This is a genomic window from Klebsiella sp. JN_Kp127, assembly GCF_040062505.1.
GTDB lineage: Bacteria > Pseudomonadota > Gammaproteobacteria > Enterobacterales > Enterobacteriaceae > Klebsiella > Klebsiella quasipneumoniae.
On the sequence record NZ_JBEAHS010000040.1, the window covers coordinates 1 to 15607 of the forward strand.

The 15607-nt window shown below is 54.4% G+C and carries 14 protein-coding genes; 6 read left to right on the top strand and 8 right to left on the bottom strand.

Annotated elements, in window-relative coordinates:
* Positions 1 to 204 precede the first annotated feature (204 nt).
* Together mobB and mobA are read right to left on the bottom strand one after the other, a co-directional pair.
* Positions 205 to 711 carry a molybdopterin-guanine dinucleotide biosynthesis protein MobB gene (mobB, locus tag ABLV04_RS15040; RefSeq protein ID WP_023291488.1) on the bottom strand — a complete coding sequence of 169 codons (507 nt, stop codon included), beginning with the start codon at positions 709 to 711 and terminating at the stop codon, positions 205 to 207.
* Complete coding sequence (gene mobA, locus ABLV04_RS15045) at positions 708 to 1289, bottom strand: molybdenum cofactor guanylyltransferase MobA (protein WP_023291489.1); 582 nt, start codon at positions 1287 to 1289, stop codon at positions 708 to 710. Before mobA ends, mobB begins: the two co-directional genes overlap by 4 nt.
* Positions 1290 to 1360: 71 nt before the next feature.
* Here mobA and ABLV04_RS15050 point away from each other — a divergent pair, with 71 nt between their 5' ends.
* From ABLV04_RS15050 to dsbA, 3 genes are all read left to right on the top strand, one after another.
* Positions 1361 to 1630, top strand: a complete 270-nt coding sequence (locus tag ABLV04_RS15050; protein ID WP_002882612.1) for a YihD family protein — start codon at positions 1361 to 1363, stop codon at positions 1628 to 1630.
* A gap of 75 nt (positions 1631 to 1705) precedes the next feature.
* Positions 1706 to 2692 carry a serine/threonine protein kinase gene (locus tag ABLV04_RS15055; protein WP_023291490.1) on the top strand — a complete coding sequence of 329 codons (987 nt, stop codon included), beginning with the start codon at positions 1706 to 1708 and terminating at the stop codon, positions 2690 to 2692.
* Positions 2693 to 2719: 27 nt separating this feature from the next.
* Positions 2720 to 3343: a thiol:disulfide interchange protein DsbA gene (dsbA, locus tag ABLV04_RS15060; RefSeq protein WP_004203613.1), complete on the top strand. Its 624-nt coding sequence runs from the start codon at positions 2720 to 2722 to the stop codon at positions 3341 to 3343.
* A gap of 39 nt (positions 3344 to 3382) precedes the next feature.
* On the opposite strand, the gene ABLV04_RS15065 is transcribed toward dsbA, so the two are convergent.
* Positions 3383 to 4291, bottom strand: coding sequence for an acyltransferase (locus tag ABLV04_RS15065; protein WP_023291491.1), 909 nt, complete (start codon positions 4289 to 4291; stop codon positions 3383 to 3385).
* Positions 4292 to 4687: 396 nt separating this feature from the next.
* Here ABLV04_RS15065 and polA point away from each other — a divergent pair, with 396 nt between their 5' ends.
* Positions 4688 to 7480 carry a DNA polymerase I gene (gene polA, locus ABLV04_RS15070; protein WP_048296380.1) on the top strand — a complete coding sequence of 931 codons (2793 nt, stop codon included), beginning with the start codon at positions 4688 to 4690 and terminating at the stop codon, positions 7478 to 7480.
* 360 nt (positions 7481 to 7840) lie between these two features.
* Here polA and yihA read toward each other — a convergent pair whose 3' ends face one another.
* On the bottom strand, positions 7841 to 8476 hold the full coding sequence (gene yihA / locus ABLV04_RS15075) for a ribosome biogenesis GTP-binding protein YihA/YsxC (protein WP_023291493.1): 636 nt from the start codon (positions 8474 to 8476) through the stop codon (positions 7841 to 7843).
* A gap of 584 nt (positions 8477 to 9060) precedes the next feature.
* On the opposite strand from yihA, the gene yihI reads away from it, so the two are divergent.
* On the top strand, positions 9061 to 9567 hold the full coding sequence (gene yihI, locus ABLV04_RS15080) for a Der GTPase-activating protein YihI (RefSeq protein ID WP_002882743.1): 507 nt from the start codon (positions 9061 to 9063) through the stop codon (positions 9565 to 9567).
* Positions 9568 to 9755: 188 nt separating this feature from the next.
* Entirely contained in the window at positions 9756 to 11129 is a 1374-nt protein-coding gene (gene hemN, locus ABLV04_RS15085; RefSeq protein ID WP_110238354.1) for an oxygen-independent coproporphyrinogen III oxidase, read from the top strand.
* Between the two features lie 35 nt (positions 11130 to 11164).
* Here the strand turns inward: hemN and ABLV04_RS15090 are convergent, their stop codons facing one another.
* From ABLV04_RS15090 to glnA, 4 genes are all read right to left on the bottom strand, one after another.
* A complete protein-coding gene (locus ABLV04_RS15090; protein ID WP_004152951.1) occupies positions 11165 to 11275 on the bottom strand; it encodes a YshB family small membrane protein in 111 nt (36 codons plus the stop codon).
* A 110-nt stretch (positions 11276 to 11385) separates the two neighbouring features.
* Positions 11386 to 12795, bottom strand: a complete 1410-nt coding sequence (gene glnG, locus ABLV04_RS15095) for a nitrogen regulation protein NR(I) (protein WP_002882749.1) — start codon at positions 12793 to 12795, stop codon at positions 11386 to 11388.
* Between the two features lie 8 nt (positions 12796 to 12803).
* A complete protein-coding gene (glnL, locus tag ABLV04_RS15100) occupies positions 12804 to 13853 on the bottom strand; it encodes a nitrogen regulation protein NR(II) (RefSeq protein ID WP_004203621.1) in 1050 nt (349 codons plus the stop codon).
* A gap of 188 nt (positions 13854 to 14041) precedes the next feature.
* A complete protein-coding gene (glnA, locus tag ABLV04_RS15105; protein ID WP_004203622.1) occupies positions 14042 to 15451 on the bottom strand; it encodes a glutamate--ammonia ligase in 1410 nt (469 codons plus the stop codon).
* Between the last annotated feature and the right edge of the window lie 156 nt (positions 15452 to 15607).

Sequence of the window (15607 nt, forward strand, 5' to 3'; positions counted from 1 at the left end):
GGAACTGCCAGGCATCAAATAAAGCAGAAAGCTCAGTCGAAAGACTGAGCTTTTTTGCGTTTTTGTCCTCCGGGGAGGGTGCCGGTACGCCTCCCCGGTGGCGCTGCGCTTACCGGGGCTACGGATCTGACATGGGGCTACGCCCCTGTGGCGCGGACAAGATATGCAGCACCGACTTAGGGAAAAATATCGCCTGAAGTCCTGCTACTGCTTCGCTAACCAGCCGACAATAAATGTCGCAATCTGCGGAATATTATTTAAATCCAACAGCGGAAGTGAGGTCGCGATCGATACATCGCTGGCCACGGCGATCGTATGATCATCCATCGTTAACTCTTCCACACGATGGCCGCTGTTTTGCCGAAAAAGCAGGATCTTAGGCACTGCTTCATGCTTGAAACCCTCGACCAAAACAAGGTCCAGTCTGCTGGCATCCATTCGACTGACCAGCCATGTGAGATCTAATTCCGGCTTCTCGGGTGTTTCGGTCATCAGCGCCCACCGCTGTTCGCTGGCGACAATGGTTTGCGCAGCGCCCGCCTTGCGCAATTCATAGCTATCTTTGCCCGGCTTATCCACGTCCATATCATGATGGGTATGCTTGATCAGACCAGGGCGTAATCCTTGAGCGCACAGCTCAGGAATGAGACGCTTTAATAATGTCGTTTTCCCTGTACCGCTCCAGGCGGCAATCGCTAATAGCGGGATCATGATGGCTCCTGCATACGTTGCAAATCCTCGAGCGTATTCACATTCATAAAAGCCGATTTTACCTCGCTGAAGCTAACCGGATGGCCGCCCATCTGGCGCATGAACACCATTACCCGGCGTTCGCCGCTGGCAAGATAGGCCTCCAGATGCGGAATAATTTGCCGATGCGCCAGCGCAACGGCGGGATGATCCCGTTCGCCGTCATGGGCCCAAACCACCGGCGCAGCGCTTTTTTGCTGGATAAAGCGCTCAACTAAAAATGACGGAATGAAGGGCGTGTCGCAGGGGCAAAAAACAAACCATGGACTCGCGACCTGCTGCATCACAGCAAGCATACCGGCTAAAGGACCCGGGTACCCCGCCTGCGTATCACGAAACACCGGATATCCACTGGCTTGCCACTGCGTAAGGTGACGGTTGGCGCTAATCACTAACTCATCTACCTGCGGAGCTAATGCCTCCGCGACGTGTCGCCAGAGAGGACGTCCATTGAGCAACTGTAATCCTTTATCAATGCCGCCCATTCGCGTGGCCCTGCCGCCCGCCAGCACGACGCCGGTTATCGCCTCGCTTTGCATATGAATATCGCCTCTTTCATTGTGGGATTGACCCTGTTAACTTGTCCCTATCAAGAGTAAGGAGCATGACCATGAAATGTAAACGTCTGAATGAAGTAATTGAACTCCTCCAGCCCGCCTGGCAGAAAGAGCCTGAACTGAACCTGATGCAATTTTTGCAGAAGCTGGCGAAAGAGGCCGGCTATGATGGCGAACTGAGCGATCTTTCCGACGATATTCTGATCTATCACCTGAAGATGCGTGACTCTTCAAAAGATGCTGTCATCCCGGGTATTCAGAAGGATTATGAAGAGGACTTTAAAACCGCGCTGTTGCGCGCCCGCGGCGTAATAAAAGAGTAAAAGGTTGTAAGCGCTGCCGCGTAAAGCGCAATGAGATGATATCCTGAACTATTCGTACGATTATCGGATGTCAGGATGCACGATAAGGCTTTTACTTTTCAGACGCTTCGCCCGGATACCATTATCGATGGATTATTCGATCTGGGTATGCGGGTGGACTCCGGTCTTACCCCGCTGAACAGCTATGAGAACCGCGTTTATCAGTTCCAGGACGAAGAGCGTCATCGCTATGTGGTGAAGTTCTATCGTCCTGAGCGCTGGTCGGCAGCGCAGATCCTTGAAGAACACCAGTTTGCGCTTCAGCTTGTAGAAGATGAAGTGCCCGTTGCTGCGCCGCTGTTATTTAACGACAGTACGCTTCATCAGCATCAGGGATTTTATTTTGCCGTTTTCCCAAGCCTTGGCGGCCGACAGTTCGAGGCGGATAACCTTGATCAGATGGAGTGGGTTGGCCGTTATCTTGGGCGCCTGCACCAGACCGGGCGCAAACAGCGCTTTTCTGTGCGTCCGGAGATTGGCGTGCAGGAGTATCTGCTGGAACCGCGCCAGGTATTTGAACAGTCGACGCTTATCCCGTCAGGCCTGAAGGCCGATTTCCTGAAGGCGACCGATAAACTCATCGCTGCCGTCATGACCCAATGGCACGGCGGCGGGACTACTTTGCGCCTGCATGGTGACTGCCATGCAGGCAATATCCTCTGGCGCGATGGGCCGCTGTTTGTTGACTTAGACGATGCGCGAACCGGCCCGGCGATTCAGGATCTGTGGATGCTGCTCAACGGCGATAAGGCTGAACAGCGTATGCAGCTGGAGACCATCGTCGAGGCCTATGAGGAATTCAGCCCCTTTAACAGCGATGAAATCGCGCTTATCGAACCTTTACGCGCCATGCGACTGGTTTATTATCTGGCGTGGTTGCTCAGACGCTGGGACGATCCGGCTTTCCCGGTTAATTTCCCCTGGTTAACCGGGGAGGATTACTGGCGAGGGCAGACGTCTACTTTTCTCGAGCAGGTGAAGGTTCTACAGGAACCCCCGCTTCAGTTAACGCCAATGTATTAATGTGATATATCCAGGAGAGAGTAAATCATGAAAAAAGTTTGGCTGGCGCTGGCTGGTATGATTCTGGCTTTTAGTGCATCCGCTGCCCAGATCACCGACGGCAAGCAGTACATCACCCTTGATAAGCCGGTTGCTGGCGAGCCACAGGTGCTTGAGTTCTTTTCATTCTACTGCCCGCACTGCTATCAGTTTGAAGAAGTGCTGCATGTCTCTGACAGCGTGCGCCAGAAACTGCCAGAAGGCACCAAAATGACCAAATACCACGTCGAGTTCCTGGGGCCGCTGGGCAAGGAGCTGACGCAGGCATGGGCTGTTGCCATCGCGCTGGGCGTTGAAGATAAAATTACGGCGCCGATGTTCGAAGCGGTGCAGAAAAACCAGACCGTGCAGAGCCTGGCTGACATTCGTAAAGTGTTCGTCGACGCTGGCGTGAAAGGGGAAGACTACGATGCCGCATGGAACAGCTTCGTGGTGAAATCTCTGGTCGCTCAGCAGGAGAAAGCGGCAGCCGATCTGCAGCTGCAGGGGGTACCGGCTATGTACGTCAATGGTAAGTACCAGCTGAACCCGCAGGGGATGGACACCAGCAATATGGATGTCTTCGTCGCTCAGTATGCGGATACCGTGAAGCAGCTGGTTGAGAAGAAATAAAAAAAACGCCGGTCACTGACCGGCGTTACTCTATCTGCTTTACCGTGGCGTCCTTTCTTTGTCCCGCATGATGTCAGTTAACTGACGGTCTTTCTCTTCCCACAGCCCATTCAGCCAGCGCTGGAAGCCACGCTTAAAGTTCTTATCGTTGACGTAATCGCCGTGTAGCTCCTCGCCAATCGGTACCAGATTGATACGAACCACAATGCGCGTCAGTCGGCCGCTTAACATGTCGTAAAACGGCCTTGCATTATTTTCCGGGTAGCACAGCGTAACGTTCAGCAGTTTATCGAACTGCGAACCGAGAACATTGAGCGCCATGGCAATACCTGCCGCTTTCGGTGGTAAAAGATTGTGGTAAGGGGAGCGCGTCTCGCGCTTTTTTGCGTCGGTAAAACGCGAGCCTTCCACGAAATTGACGATAGTCGTCGGATGTGAGCGGAATTTCTCACATGAACGGCGGGTGGTTTCGACATCTTTACCACGGCGTTCCGGGTGACGAATAAGATAGCTACGCGAATAGCGGCGCATAAAAGGCATATCCAGCGCCCAGCAGGCGAGACCGATGAACGGTACCCACGCCAGCTGTTGTTTAAGGAAGTACTTATTCATCGGAATATGCTTGCGGAACAGTACGCACAGCACCACGATATCTGCCCAGCTGTGGTGGTTGCTGATCAGCAGATACCAGTTCTTTTTGTTCAGGCCTTCCAGACCCTGGACGTCCCATTTTAGCCAGGGATTGAGATGCAACAGCAGCGCCAGCCCTTCGCACCAGCAGTACATCATAAAATTGCAAAAAACGGATATAGAGCGCCATACCGCTGGAATGGGGACCAGCAGTTTAATCAGCCCGGCGACGATGATCGGTACAGAGCAGATAACGGTGACTAAGATGGTTAAGGCGATACTCAGCGGAAGTGTTATCGCAGCGAGTAATCTCGACATAGTTAGTTTATTCAGAAAGTTAGGCTGACAAAGAGCGCCTTTAAGCTGCGCAAGGGGCTGATTTTACCAGAAAACGCGGCAAATGACGGGTCTTACCAGAACAGAAAAAAACAAGGATCTTCTATCCACATGGAAGATTAGGTCATCAAATTAATGCCAGGATCGTTGATCCGTTTTTAAGTGATTGATAAATATTAATTAATACTATTTATTCATTTATTTCCCGGGGCGGATAAGCTGACGTTGTAAAACTATGCACAAAGTTATCCACAAGCTAAGTTGTCGCGCGATCGCGACGATCGTTGAATCTTTTCCGCGAAATGCGGGAAAAATTCAGGATTTCATGCCCGTCTGTGGCATCCTTTATCCATAATCTGATAAACAGGCACGGAAATTATGGTTCAGATCCCAGAAAACCCTCTCATCCTCGTTGACGGCTCCTCCTATCTTTATCGGGCGTATCATGCGTTTCCGCCGCTGACTAACAGCGCAGGGGAGCCCACCGGGGCTATGTACGGCGTACTGAATATGCTGCGCAGTTTGATTCTGCAGTATCAACCGACTCATGCCGTCGTGGTCTTTGATGCGAAAGGGAAAACCTTCCGTGATGAATTGTTCGAACATTACAAATCTCATCGCCCGCCGATGCCGGACGATCTGCGCGCGCAGATTGAGCCGTTGCATAAGATGGTGAAAGCGATGGGGCTGCCGCTGATGGCGGTCCCGGGCGTCGAAGCTGACGATGTGATTGGCACCCTGGCGCGGGAAGCGGAAAGGGCCGGACGTCCGGTGCTGATCAGTACCGGCGATAAAGACATGGCCCAGCTGGTGACGCCGGGGATCACCCTGATCAATACCATGACCAACACTATCCTCGGGCCGGATGAGGTGGTTACCAAATACGGCGTCCCGCCGGAGCTGATTATTGATTTCCTGGCGCTGATGGGCGACTCCTCGGATAACATTCCTGGCGTGCCGGGCGTGGGCGAAAAGACAGCCCAGGCGCTGCTGCAAGGCCTTGGCGGCCTCGATACGCTGTATGCGGAACCGGAGAAAATCGCTGAACTGAGCTTCCGCGGCGCGAAAACGATGGCGGCGAAGCTGGAGCAGAACAAGGAGGTGGCTTATCTCTCTTATCAGCTGGCGACCATCAAAACCGACGTCGAGCTGGAGCTCACTTGTGAAGAGCTTGAGGTGCAGCCGCCGGCTGCAGACGATCTGCTGGCGCTGTTCAGACAGTATGAGTTTAAGCGCTGGACCACCGACGTTGAAGCCGGGAAATGGCTGCAGGCGAAGGGGGGCAAACCGGCTGCGAAACCTGCAGTGCCTGCAGCAGCGGCAGAAGCCGAAGAAGAGGTTGAAGCCGCTACTGCACTTTCAGCAGAGCACTATGTCACTATCCTTGATGAGGCCACGCTGCTCACCTGGATCGATAAGCTGAAGCAGGCGCCGCTCTTTGCCTTTGATACGGAAACCGACAGCCTGGATAACATCTCCGCCAACATGGTCGGCCTTTCATTCGCTGTTGAGCCGGGCGTGGCCGCCTATGTCCCGGTAGCGCATGATTACCTTGATGCGCCGGACCAGATCCCGCGCGAGCGCGTGCTGGCGCTGCTTAAACCGCTGCTGGAGGATGAGAAGCTGCTCAAGGTTGGGCAAAATCTCAAATACGATCGCGGCATTTTGGCTAATTACGACATTGAGCTGCGCGGGATTGCGTTCGATACCATGCTGGAATCTTACATTCTCGACAGCGTGGCGGGCCGCCACGATATGGACAGTCTTTCCGACCGCTGGCTGAAGCATAAAACGATTACCTTCGAAGAGATCGCTGGCAAGGGTAAGAATCAGCTCACCTTTAACCAGATTGCGCTGGAAGAGGCTGGTCGCTACGCGGCGGAAGACGCCGACGTCACGCTTCAGTTGCATCTGAAAATGTGGCCGAAGCTGCAGCAGCATGAAGGTCCGCTGAATATCTTCCAGCACATTGAAATGCCGCTGGTGCCGGTGCTGTCTCGCGTTGAGCGCAATGGCGTTAAAATCGACCCCGCCGTGCTGCATGCGCACTCGCAGGAAATTGCCCAGCGCCTGGTTGAGCTGGAGCAGCGGGCGCATGAGATCGCCGGGGAAGCGTTTAATCTCTCCTCCACCAAACAGCTGCAAACGATCCTGTTTGAAAAACAGGGTATCAAACCGCTGAAGAAGACGCCGGGCGGCGCGCCGTCAACCTCTGAAGAGGTACTGGAAGAGCTGGCGCTCGATTACCCGTTGCCGAAAGTGATTCTGGAGTACCGTGGGCTGGCGAAGCTGAAGTCGACCTATACCGATAAGCTGCCGCTGATGATTAACCCCAAAACGGGCCGCGTGCATACCTCCTATCATCAGGCGGTTACCGCCACTGGCCGTTTGTCGTCTACCGATCCAAACCTGCAAAACATTCCGGTGCGTAACGAAGAAGGGCGCCGTATTCGCCAGGCGTTTATCGCGCCGGAAGATTACGTCATTGTCTCGGCGGACTACTCGCAAATCGAGCTGCGCATTATGGCGCACCTGTCGCGGGATAAAGGCCTGCTGACCGCCTTCGCGGAAGGGAAGGATATTCACCGGGCGACGGCGGCTGAAGTGTTTGGCTTACCGCTGGACAGCGTCAGCAGCGAACAGCGGCGCAGTGCGAAAGCTATCAACTTCGGTCTGATCTATGGCATGAGCGCCTTTGGCCTGGCCCGCCAGCTGAACATCCCGCGTAAAGAAGCGCAGAAGTACATGGATCTTTATTTCGAGCGTTATCCGGGCGTGCTGGAGTATATGGAGCGCACCCGCGCACAGGCGAAGGAGCAAGGTTATGTTGAAACGCTTGATGGTCGTCGACTCTATTTGCCGGATATCAAGTCCAGCAATGGCGCTCGTCGCGCCGGTGCGGAACGTGCGGCGATTAACGCCCCGATGCAGGGGACGGCTGCGGATATCATCAAGCGGGCGATGATTGCCGTTGATGAATGGCTGCGCAGCGAGAAGCCTCGCGTGCGGATGATCATGCAGGTTCACGATGAACTGGTCTTTGAAGTGCATAAAGATGAGCTTGATGCCGTATCGAAAAAGATCCACGAACTGATGGAGAACAGCACTACGCTGGCGGTACCGTTGCTGGTGGAAGTGGGCAGCGGAGAAAACTGGGATCAAGCGCACTAAGTATACAAAGCGCAACGCGATTTTCTGTAAGTAAGCAACATAACTTATAGAGTTTTGTGAGGATCATTTGAATTTGCTATGTAAATAGTGAAAAAAAACTACAAAAAATGCTTTATCCGTGAGCGAAAGAAGAGTAGAGTTATTCGCGTAGGGTACAGAGGTAAGATGTTCTATCTTTCAGACCTTTTACTTCACGTAATCGGATTTGGCTGAATATTTTAGCCGCCCCGGTCATTTATGACCGGGGCGTTTTTTATTGCGCGAAAGAAAAGTGGCAAAGGGACAGGACACGCTTGTGCTTGATTCTGAAGAGGAACCCGGATAAGGCGCGGTACGCTCTTATCCGGCTGTTCGTGACGATTACTCGTCTGCGGCGCGCTCTTCTTCCTGCGGCGGGATTTCGTTAAACCAGCTATCCAGCTTCTGTCGCAGCTTATCCACGCCAGATTTTTTCAGCGAGGAGAAGGGTTCAACCTGGACATCGCCATTGAAGGCCAGTACCGCTTCACGCACCATATTCACTTGCGCTTTACGCGCGCCGCTGGCGAGCTTATCGGCTTTGGTCAGCAGCACCAGCACCTGAATATCGCTTTCTACCGCCCATTGGATCATCTGCTGATCGAGATCTTTAAGCGGGTGGCGAATGTCCATCAGAACCACCAGGCCCTTCAGGCACAGACGTTTTTCCAGGTATTCTCCCAGCGCGCGCTGCCACTTGATCTTCATCTCTTCCGGGACTTGCGCATAACCATAGCCGGGCAGGTCGACCAGGCGTTTGCCTTCGGCAACTTCGAACAGGTTAATCAGCTGTGTACGTCCGGGCGTTTTGGAGGTCCGCGCCAGGCTTTTCTGGTTGGTCAGCGTATTCAGTGCGCTGGATTTTCCCGCATTGGAGCGGCCGGCGAATGCCACTTCAATACCAGTATCGGCAGGAAGATGGCGGATATCTGGCGCGCTGGTGACAAAGTGCGTCAGTTGATAATTCCAGTTGGTCAAGACGGTCGTCTCCGTTAAAACAGGCTATGGCAGGGATTATACCTGAACAGCAGAAAAAGGCTGTTTTTACCGCACGCCGGTTCTGTAAGTAAAAACCCTTCACTTTGTGAGACATTGGCTATTCTTCGTATAGGACATGCCTGAGAAAAATAAGGCCAATAAATCATAACCATATGAAACTAAATAAATTATAAAAATAGAGAAATCTGAAAGTAGATTTTTAACGGCCAGACTGGTTGTCGATTTTTGTCAACACGGTAAAGTAATACACAACGGCGAGGATGCTGAAAAGGATGAGGACTCAGGACGAGGGGTCAGGAAGCGCCAGGAGGCGAAGACCACAGGATTGTCAGGATGACACGCGTTTTGGAAACGTTTCAAAGGGAAAAGGAAGAAACAGGGACCGTTGGACGCTAAGGGAAAGACAGGGTAAGTCGTTAGCGAACAGGGAAAGAAGAGCCCGTTAAGGGTGGTCAGTGAGGAAAAAGGCGACAGAGTAATCTGTCGCCTTTTTTCTTTGCTTGCTTTCTGCTAGATTCCGCCTCAATTCTATACTGAATAATACTGTCTGAAGATTACACACCATGAAAAAACCGACATCCGCCACCCGTGGCAAATCCGGCCGCAAGTCGCGTGAAGAGTTAAATCAGGAAGCTCGCGATCGCAAACGGCAGAAGAAACATCGTGGCCACGCGGCAGGAAGTCGCGCGAACGGCGGCGATGCGGCTTCAGCGGGTAAAAAACAGCGCCAGGCGCAAGATCCGCGCGTGGGCAGCAAAAAACCAATCCCGCTGGGCGTGAGCGAAAGCAGCGCTCCAGCTCCCAAGCAGCATAAACCAAAGAGCGAGAAACCTATGCTTTCACCGCAGGCTGAGCTGGAGTTGCTGGAGAATGATGAGCGCCTGGACGCGCTGCTGGAACGTCTGGAAGAGGGCGGTACCCTGAATGCTGAAGAGCAGAGCTGGGTGGATGCCAAACTGGATCGTATTGATGAGCTGATGCAGCAGCTCGGCCTCTCTTACGATGACGAAGATGAAGAAGAGGAAGAGCGTCAGGAAGATATGATGCGTCTGCTGAAGGGTGGAAACTAACATTTGCATCCCATCGGATCCCCGGTACTGCTTATAACCCTTCTGGTTATATGTTATCTGCTGTGGTTATTCGTTAAACTACGACGGTTGTCGCGGCGTCAGAAATGGCTGCGCAACCGGCTCATGACCCGCGGTGCGGTGGGGCCGGGACGGCGTACCCGTCGGCGGCACCATCGGAAGGAGTGAGCATGTCTGAGCAGATAATCGACTGGGATCTGGCCCTGATCCAGAAATATAACTATTCCGGGCCGCGCTATACCTCGTATCCCACCGCGCTGGAGTTTTCACCACAATTCGGCGCGGCGGAATTCGATGCCGCTGTGGCCCGTTACCCACAGCGCCCCCTGTCGCTGTATGTGCATATCCCGTTTTGCCATAAGCTGTGTTATTTCTGCGGCTGCAATAAGATCGTCACCCGCCAGCAGCATAAGGCCGATCAGTATCTCGATCTCCTTGAACAGGAGATCATCCACCGCGCGCCGCTGTTTGCCAACCGTCAGGTTAAGCAACTGCACTGGGGAGGCGGCACGCCGACCTATCTCAATAAGGCGCAAATCAGTCGCCTGATGGATCTGTTGCGTACCCATTTTCATTTCAGCGCCGAAGCCGAGATCTCTATCGAGGTCGATCCGCGTGAAATCGAGCTGGATGTCCTCGATCATTTACGCGCTGAGGGTTTCAACCGCCTGAGTATGGGCGTGCAGGACTTCAATAAAGAGGTTCAGCGTCTGGTTAACCGCGAGCAGGACGAAGCGTTCATCTTTGACTTGCTTCGCCATGCGCGGGAGATTGGATTTACTTCGACCAATATCGACCTCATCTACGGCCTGCCGAAGCAAACGCCGGAGAGCTTTGCCTTCACCCTGCAAAAGGTCGCCGAGCTCAACCCTGACCGCCTGAGCGTGTTTAACTACGCGCATCTGCCCACGCTCTTTGCCGCACAGCGCAAAATTAAAGATGCCGATCTGCCCTCCGCTGAACAGAAGCTGGAGATCCTCCAGGAGACCATCGGCTCGCTGACGGCGGCGGGCTATCAGTTTATCGGCATGGACCACTTCGCGCGTCCTGATGATGAATTAGCGGTCGCGCAACGTCACGGCGTACTGCACCGCAATTTCCAGGGCTACACCACTCAGGGCGATACCGATTTGCTGGGGATGGGCGTGTCTGCGATCAGCATGATTGGCGACAGCTACGCTCAGAACCAAAAAGAGCTGAAGCAGTACTACCAGCAGGTGGCAGAGCAAGGGAACGCCCTGTGGCGCGGGATCGCGTTAACCCGTGACGACTGTTTGCGTCGCGACGTGATTAAGGCGTTGATCTGTAACTTCCGTCTGGATATTGATGCCGTCGAAGCGCAGTGGGCCATGGATTTTCAGACTTATTTTGCCGAGGACCTGAAACTGCTGGCGCCGCTGGCGCATGACGGGCTGGTGGTGGTGGAGAGTAAGGCTATCCAGGTAACGGCGAAAGGCCGCCTGCTGATCCGCAACATCTGCATGTGCTTTGATGCCTATCTCCGGCAAAAGGCTCGGATGCAGCAGTTCTCACGGGTGATTTAATGTTTTCCCCCTCTCCCGCAGGAGAGGGGGAACAATTAGCTGAACAGCCCGACCAGCGCAGCGCACAGCACGGCAGCGACTGCCGTTTGCGGCGTGTGACTCGCAGCGGCGCCGCTCGATATCATACTCACCAGTGATTCAAACATGATGCTCTCCCCTAATGCCGGGCACGATCATACTCAACTCATCGGAACAGTAAAGTACAAAATAGCAGCACTTTGCGCTGATCGGCTATTTTTCATCACGCCGTTAAACCCTACTCCATACCCAACTCTTTTAGCTTACGCGTCAGGGTATTACGACCCCATCCCAGCAGGCGCGCAGCCTCCTGTTTATGTCCTTGAGTATGACGCAGGGCGGTTGTCAGCAGCGTGCGTTCCATTTCGGGTTGCGCTTCTGAGAGCAGGTTTTGATGACCAGAGCGCAGCGCCCGATCGGCCCACTGACCCAGCAGCGTCGCCCAGCTGTCTGGCTGCATCTGCGTCGGGCTATCAGGAATGGTGGTCTCAAACAGTTCGCTCGGCAGATCCTGCGTCAGCACCTCCTGGCCGGCGGCCATGACGGTGAGCCAGCGACAGGTGTTTTCCAGCTGGCGAACGTTGCCCGGCCACGCCAGGCGGGTCAGCGCTGTCTCCGTTTCCGGATGCAGCTGTTTGGCTTCAACACCTAGCTCGCGGGCGGCAATCTGCAGAAAATGGCGGGCCAGACGAGGAATATCTTCCCGACGCTCGCGCAGCGGCGGCAAATGCACCCGGATCACGTTCAGGCGGTGGAATAAATCTTCACGGAATTTCCCCTCCTGTACCCGCTGCTCCAGATTCTGGTGGGTGGCGGCGATGATCCGCACATCGACCTTCACCGGCGCGTAACCGCCCACGCGATAAAACTGGCCATCCGCCAGAACGCGCAGCAGGCGAGTCTGGACATCCAGCGGCATATCGCCAATTTCATCCAGGAACAGCGTGCCGCCGTCAGCCTGTTCAAAGCGACCCTGACGGACGGTATTGGCGCCGGTAAAGGCCCCTTTTTCATGCCCAAACAGTTCCGATTCGATCAGGTCCTTGGGGATCGCCGCCATATTCAGCGCGATAAATGGCGCTTTTGAGCGCGGGCTATGACGATGCAGGGCATGAGCGACAAGCTCTTTACCGGTACCGGATTCGCCATTGATCAGCACGCTGATGGATGAGCGCGACAGACGGCCAATAATGCGAAAGACATCCTGCATGGCCGGCGCCTCGCCAATGATATCGGCGGTGGGGCTGCTTATCGGCGCATTTCGCGGCTGCTGCTGCTCCTGATAGTGGCTAATCGCCCGGTCGACGAGGGCGACGGCTTCATCGATATCAAAAGGTTTGGGCAGATAATCAAACGCGCCTTGTTGATAAGCGCTGACCGCGGCGTCCAGATCGGAATGCGCGGTCATTATGATGACCGGAAGCATTGGATGACGCTGCTTAATCTGTTTGAGCAGCGCCAGGCCATCCATTCCCGGCATACGGATATCTGACAGCAGTACATCCGGGGTTTTGGTGGTGAGGGCATCTAGCACCTCATTGCCGCTTTCGAACGTTGTGCAGCTCAAGCCGGCTCCGGTGAGCGCGCGTTCAAGCACCCAGCGGATGGAGCTATCGTCATCAACGATCCAGGCTATCCCTCGTTGCATAAACACCTCTACTTCCGAATAGGCAGGTATACCGAAAATTCGGTATGACCCGGCCAGCTGGTGAATTCAATTTTGCCGGAGTGCTGATCGATAAGGCTGCGGGCGATAGATAAGCCCAGGCCGGTACCGCCTTCGCGGCCGCTGACCATCGGATAAAACAACGTATCCTGGAGCTGGGGCGGAATACCCGGGCCATTATCTTCGACGTCAATACGGGCGGCGAGGCGATAACGCACCCCGTGCAGCGTGAGCTGGAAAGCGGTCCGGGTACGGAGAACAATTTCGCCCCCTTCCGGCCCCAGCGCCTGCAGCGCATTACGGACGATGTTCAGCAACACCTGTTCAATTTGATCCGGGTCGTGGGGGAGTTCCGGTAGGCTGGGGTCGTAATCACGGATCAACTTCACGTTGTCCGGCAACTCCATCGAGACCAGTTTCACTACCCGTTCGGCGACCTTGTGGATGCTTTCGGTAACGTGCATGCCCGGATGCTGTGGCCCGAGCAGGCGATCGACCAGATTTCTCAGCCGGTCGGCCTGCTCGATGATCACTTTGGTATATTCCGTTAGCGCCGGGTCGGGCAGGGCTTTGCTGAGCAGCTGTGCCGCGCCGCGCAGGCCGCCTAACGGGTTTTTAATCTCGTGCGCCAGGCCGCGGACCAGATCGCGGGCGGCGACCTGCTGCGCGTGCTGCAGCTGCTCCTGGCTCAGGCGGCGCTGGTTATCCATCGGCGCCATTTCCAGCAGAATAAAGCCTTCCGGCAGCCGCTGGGCGGTCAGCGACAGGATATGCGAGCGGCCATCGATAACCAGCGTCACTTCGTTATCGGTAAAACCCTGGCCCGCCTGCAGACTCTCCTGCATCAGCCCGATATTCAATGAGAAATAGCTCAACAGCTCAGGTAACGGGGTGCCAAACAGTTTGCGCGAACTCTGCGCCAGCAGCTGCTGGGCCGCAGGATTGGCAAAGTGCACCGCCAGGTCGTCATCGACCAGTAAGATACTGTTGATAAGAGAGTTAAGGATCTGCCCAGCATCGGGCAGTGTGCCTGTTGCCATTCGACAGTCTCCTGAAAAAGAGTGCACCAATTTAGTGCAGTATAGCTTTTTATCGGTAAAAAGCTCGCGAGATCAGCGTGTTGGTGGAGAAAAAAGCCCATCCTGAGATGGGCTGAAAGTTTCCACGGCAACAAAATATCCCGGGCATCCCGCGCCACAACACGACATACCCTGGATTTACAGCAAAATTAGACGCTGTAGTACAGTTCGAACTCAACCGGATGCGGAGTCATGCGTACGCGGTCGTTCTCTTCCAGACGCAGGGCGATGTAAGCATCGATAGCGTCATTAGTGAATACGCCGCCAGCTGTCAGGAACTCGCGGTCAGCATCCAGGGCCTGCAGGGCTTCTTCCAGAGAACCGGCAACCTGCGGGATCTCTTTCGCTTCTTCCGGCGGCAGGTCGTACAGGTTTTTGTCCATTGCTTCGCCCGGATGGATTTTGTTCTTGATACCATCGAGGCCAGCCATCAGCAGCGCCGCAAAGCACAGGTACGGGTTGGCAGCCGGGTCCGGGAAGCGCACTTCGATACGACGCGCTTTCGGAGAGGTCACCACCGGAATACGGATGGAGGCAGAGCGGTTACGGGCAGAGTAAGCCAGCATAACCGGCGCTTCGTAACCCGGGACCAGACGCTTGTAGGAGTTGGTGGTCGGGTTCGCCAGGGCGTTGATGGCTTTAGCGTGTTTGATTACGCCGCCGATGTAGAACAGCGCCTGCTCAGACAGACCTGCGTATTTGTCGCCGGAGAACAGGTTGGTGCCGTTCTTCGCCAGAGACATATGGCAGTGCATGCCGGAGCCGTTGTCGCCGAACATCGGTTTCGGCATAAAGGTCGCGGTTTTACCAAAGCGGTGAGCGACGTTGTGAACAACGTATTTGTAAATCTGAATTTCGTCCGCTTTTTTGGTCATGGTGTTGAAGCGGGTTGCCACTTCGTTCTGACCTGCGGTAGCCACTTCGTGGTGGTGAGCTTCAACAACCAGGCCCATCTCTTCCATGATCATACACATGGTGGAACGGATATCCTGAGAAGAGTCTACTGGCGGAACCGGGAAGTAACCCCCTTTCACGCCCGGACGGTGACCTTTGTTACCGCCTTCGTATTTGGTGGAGGAGTTCCACGCACCTTCGATGTCATCGATCGCGACATGGGAGCCGGAGATAGAGGCGCCGAAACGGATGTCGTCGAACAGGAAGAATTCTGGTTCTGGCCCAAACAGGACGGTGTCAGCGATGCCGGTGGCGCGCAGGTACTCTTCAGCGCGTTTCGCGATGGAGCGCGGGTCACGGTCATAGCCCTGCAGGGTGCCTGGCTCGAGGATATCGCAGCGGATGATCAGGGTCGGTTCTTCGTAGAACGGGTCAATGACCGCGGTGGAAGCGTCCGGCATCAGGACCATGTCAGATTCGTTGATACCTTTCCAGCCACCAATCGAGGAGCCATCAAACATTTTGCCTTCTTCGAAGAATTCGGCATTTACCTGATGAGACGGAATCGTGACGTGCTGTTCTTTACCTTTGGTATCGGTGAAGCGCAGATCGACAAACTTCACTTCGTGCTCGTTCAGCATCGTCAAAACGTGTTCAGCGGACATACTTAAACTCTCCCGGATTGGTCATTGTCGTCGTGGTAACGAAAACTTCATACTGCTTAAAAGTGGCGTTGTTGCCTTAAAAAATATAAAGCGAAATCTGTGCCAACTTTTAAATGCCCTATAAAACGCTGTATCATGCGCACCATAGTGCAAAAG

Coding starts and splice junctions, on each gene's coding strand:
- mobB (WP_023291488.1), bottom strand. CDS start 711: ATGATCCCGCTATTAGCGATTGCCGCCTGGAGCGGTACAGGGAAAACG.
- mobA (WP_023291489.1), bottom strand. CDS start 1,289: ATGCAAAGCGAGGCGATAACCGGCGTCGTGCTGGCGGGCGGCAGGGCC.
- glnL (WP_004203621.1), bottom strand. CDS start 13,853: ATGGCAACAGGCACACTGCCCGATGCTGGGCAGATCCTTAACTCTCTT.
- ABLV04_RS15065 (WP_023291491.1), bottom strand. CDS start 4,291: ATGTCGAGATTACTCGCTGCGATAACACTTCCGCTGAGTATCGCCTTA.
- glnG (WP_002882749.1), bottom strand. CDS start 12,795: ATGCAACGAGGGATAGCCTGGATCGTTGATGACGATAGCTCCATCCGC.
- ABLV04_RS15055 (WP_023291490.1), top strand. CDS start 1,706: ATGCACGATAAGGCTTTTACTTTTCAGACGCTTCGCCCGGATACCATT.
- polA (WP_048296380.1), top strand. CDS start 4,688: ATGGTTCAGATCCCAGAAAACCCTCTCATCCTCGTTGACGGCTCCTCC.
- dsbA (WP_004203613.1), top strand. CDS start 2,720: ATGAAAAAAGTTTGGCTGGCGCTGGCTGGTATGATTCTGGCTTTTAGT.
- ABLV04_RS15050 (WP_002882612.1), top strand. CDS start 1,361: ATGAAATGTAAACGTCTGAATGAAGTAATTGAACTCCTCCAGCCCGCC.
- hemN (WP_110238354.1), top strand. CDS start 9,756: ATGTCTGAGCAGATAATCGACTGGGATCTGGCCCTGATCCAGAAATAT.
- glnA (WP_004203622.1), bottom strand. CDS start 15,451: ATGTCCGCTGAACACGTTTTGACGATGCTGAACGAGCACGAAGTGAAG.
- yihI (WP_002882743.1), top strand. CDS start 9,061: ATGAAAAAACCGACATCCGCCACCCGTGGCAAATCCGGCCGCAAGTCG.
- ABLV04_RS15090 (WP_004152951.1), bottom strand. CDS start 11,275: ATGTTTGAATCACTGGTGAGTATGATATCGAGCGGCGCCGCTGCGAGT.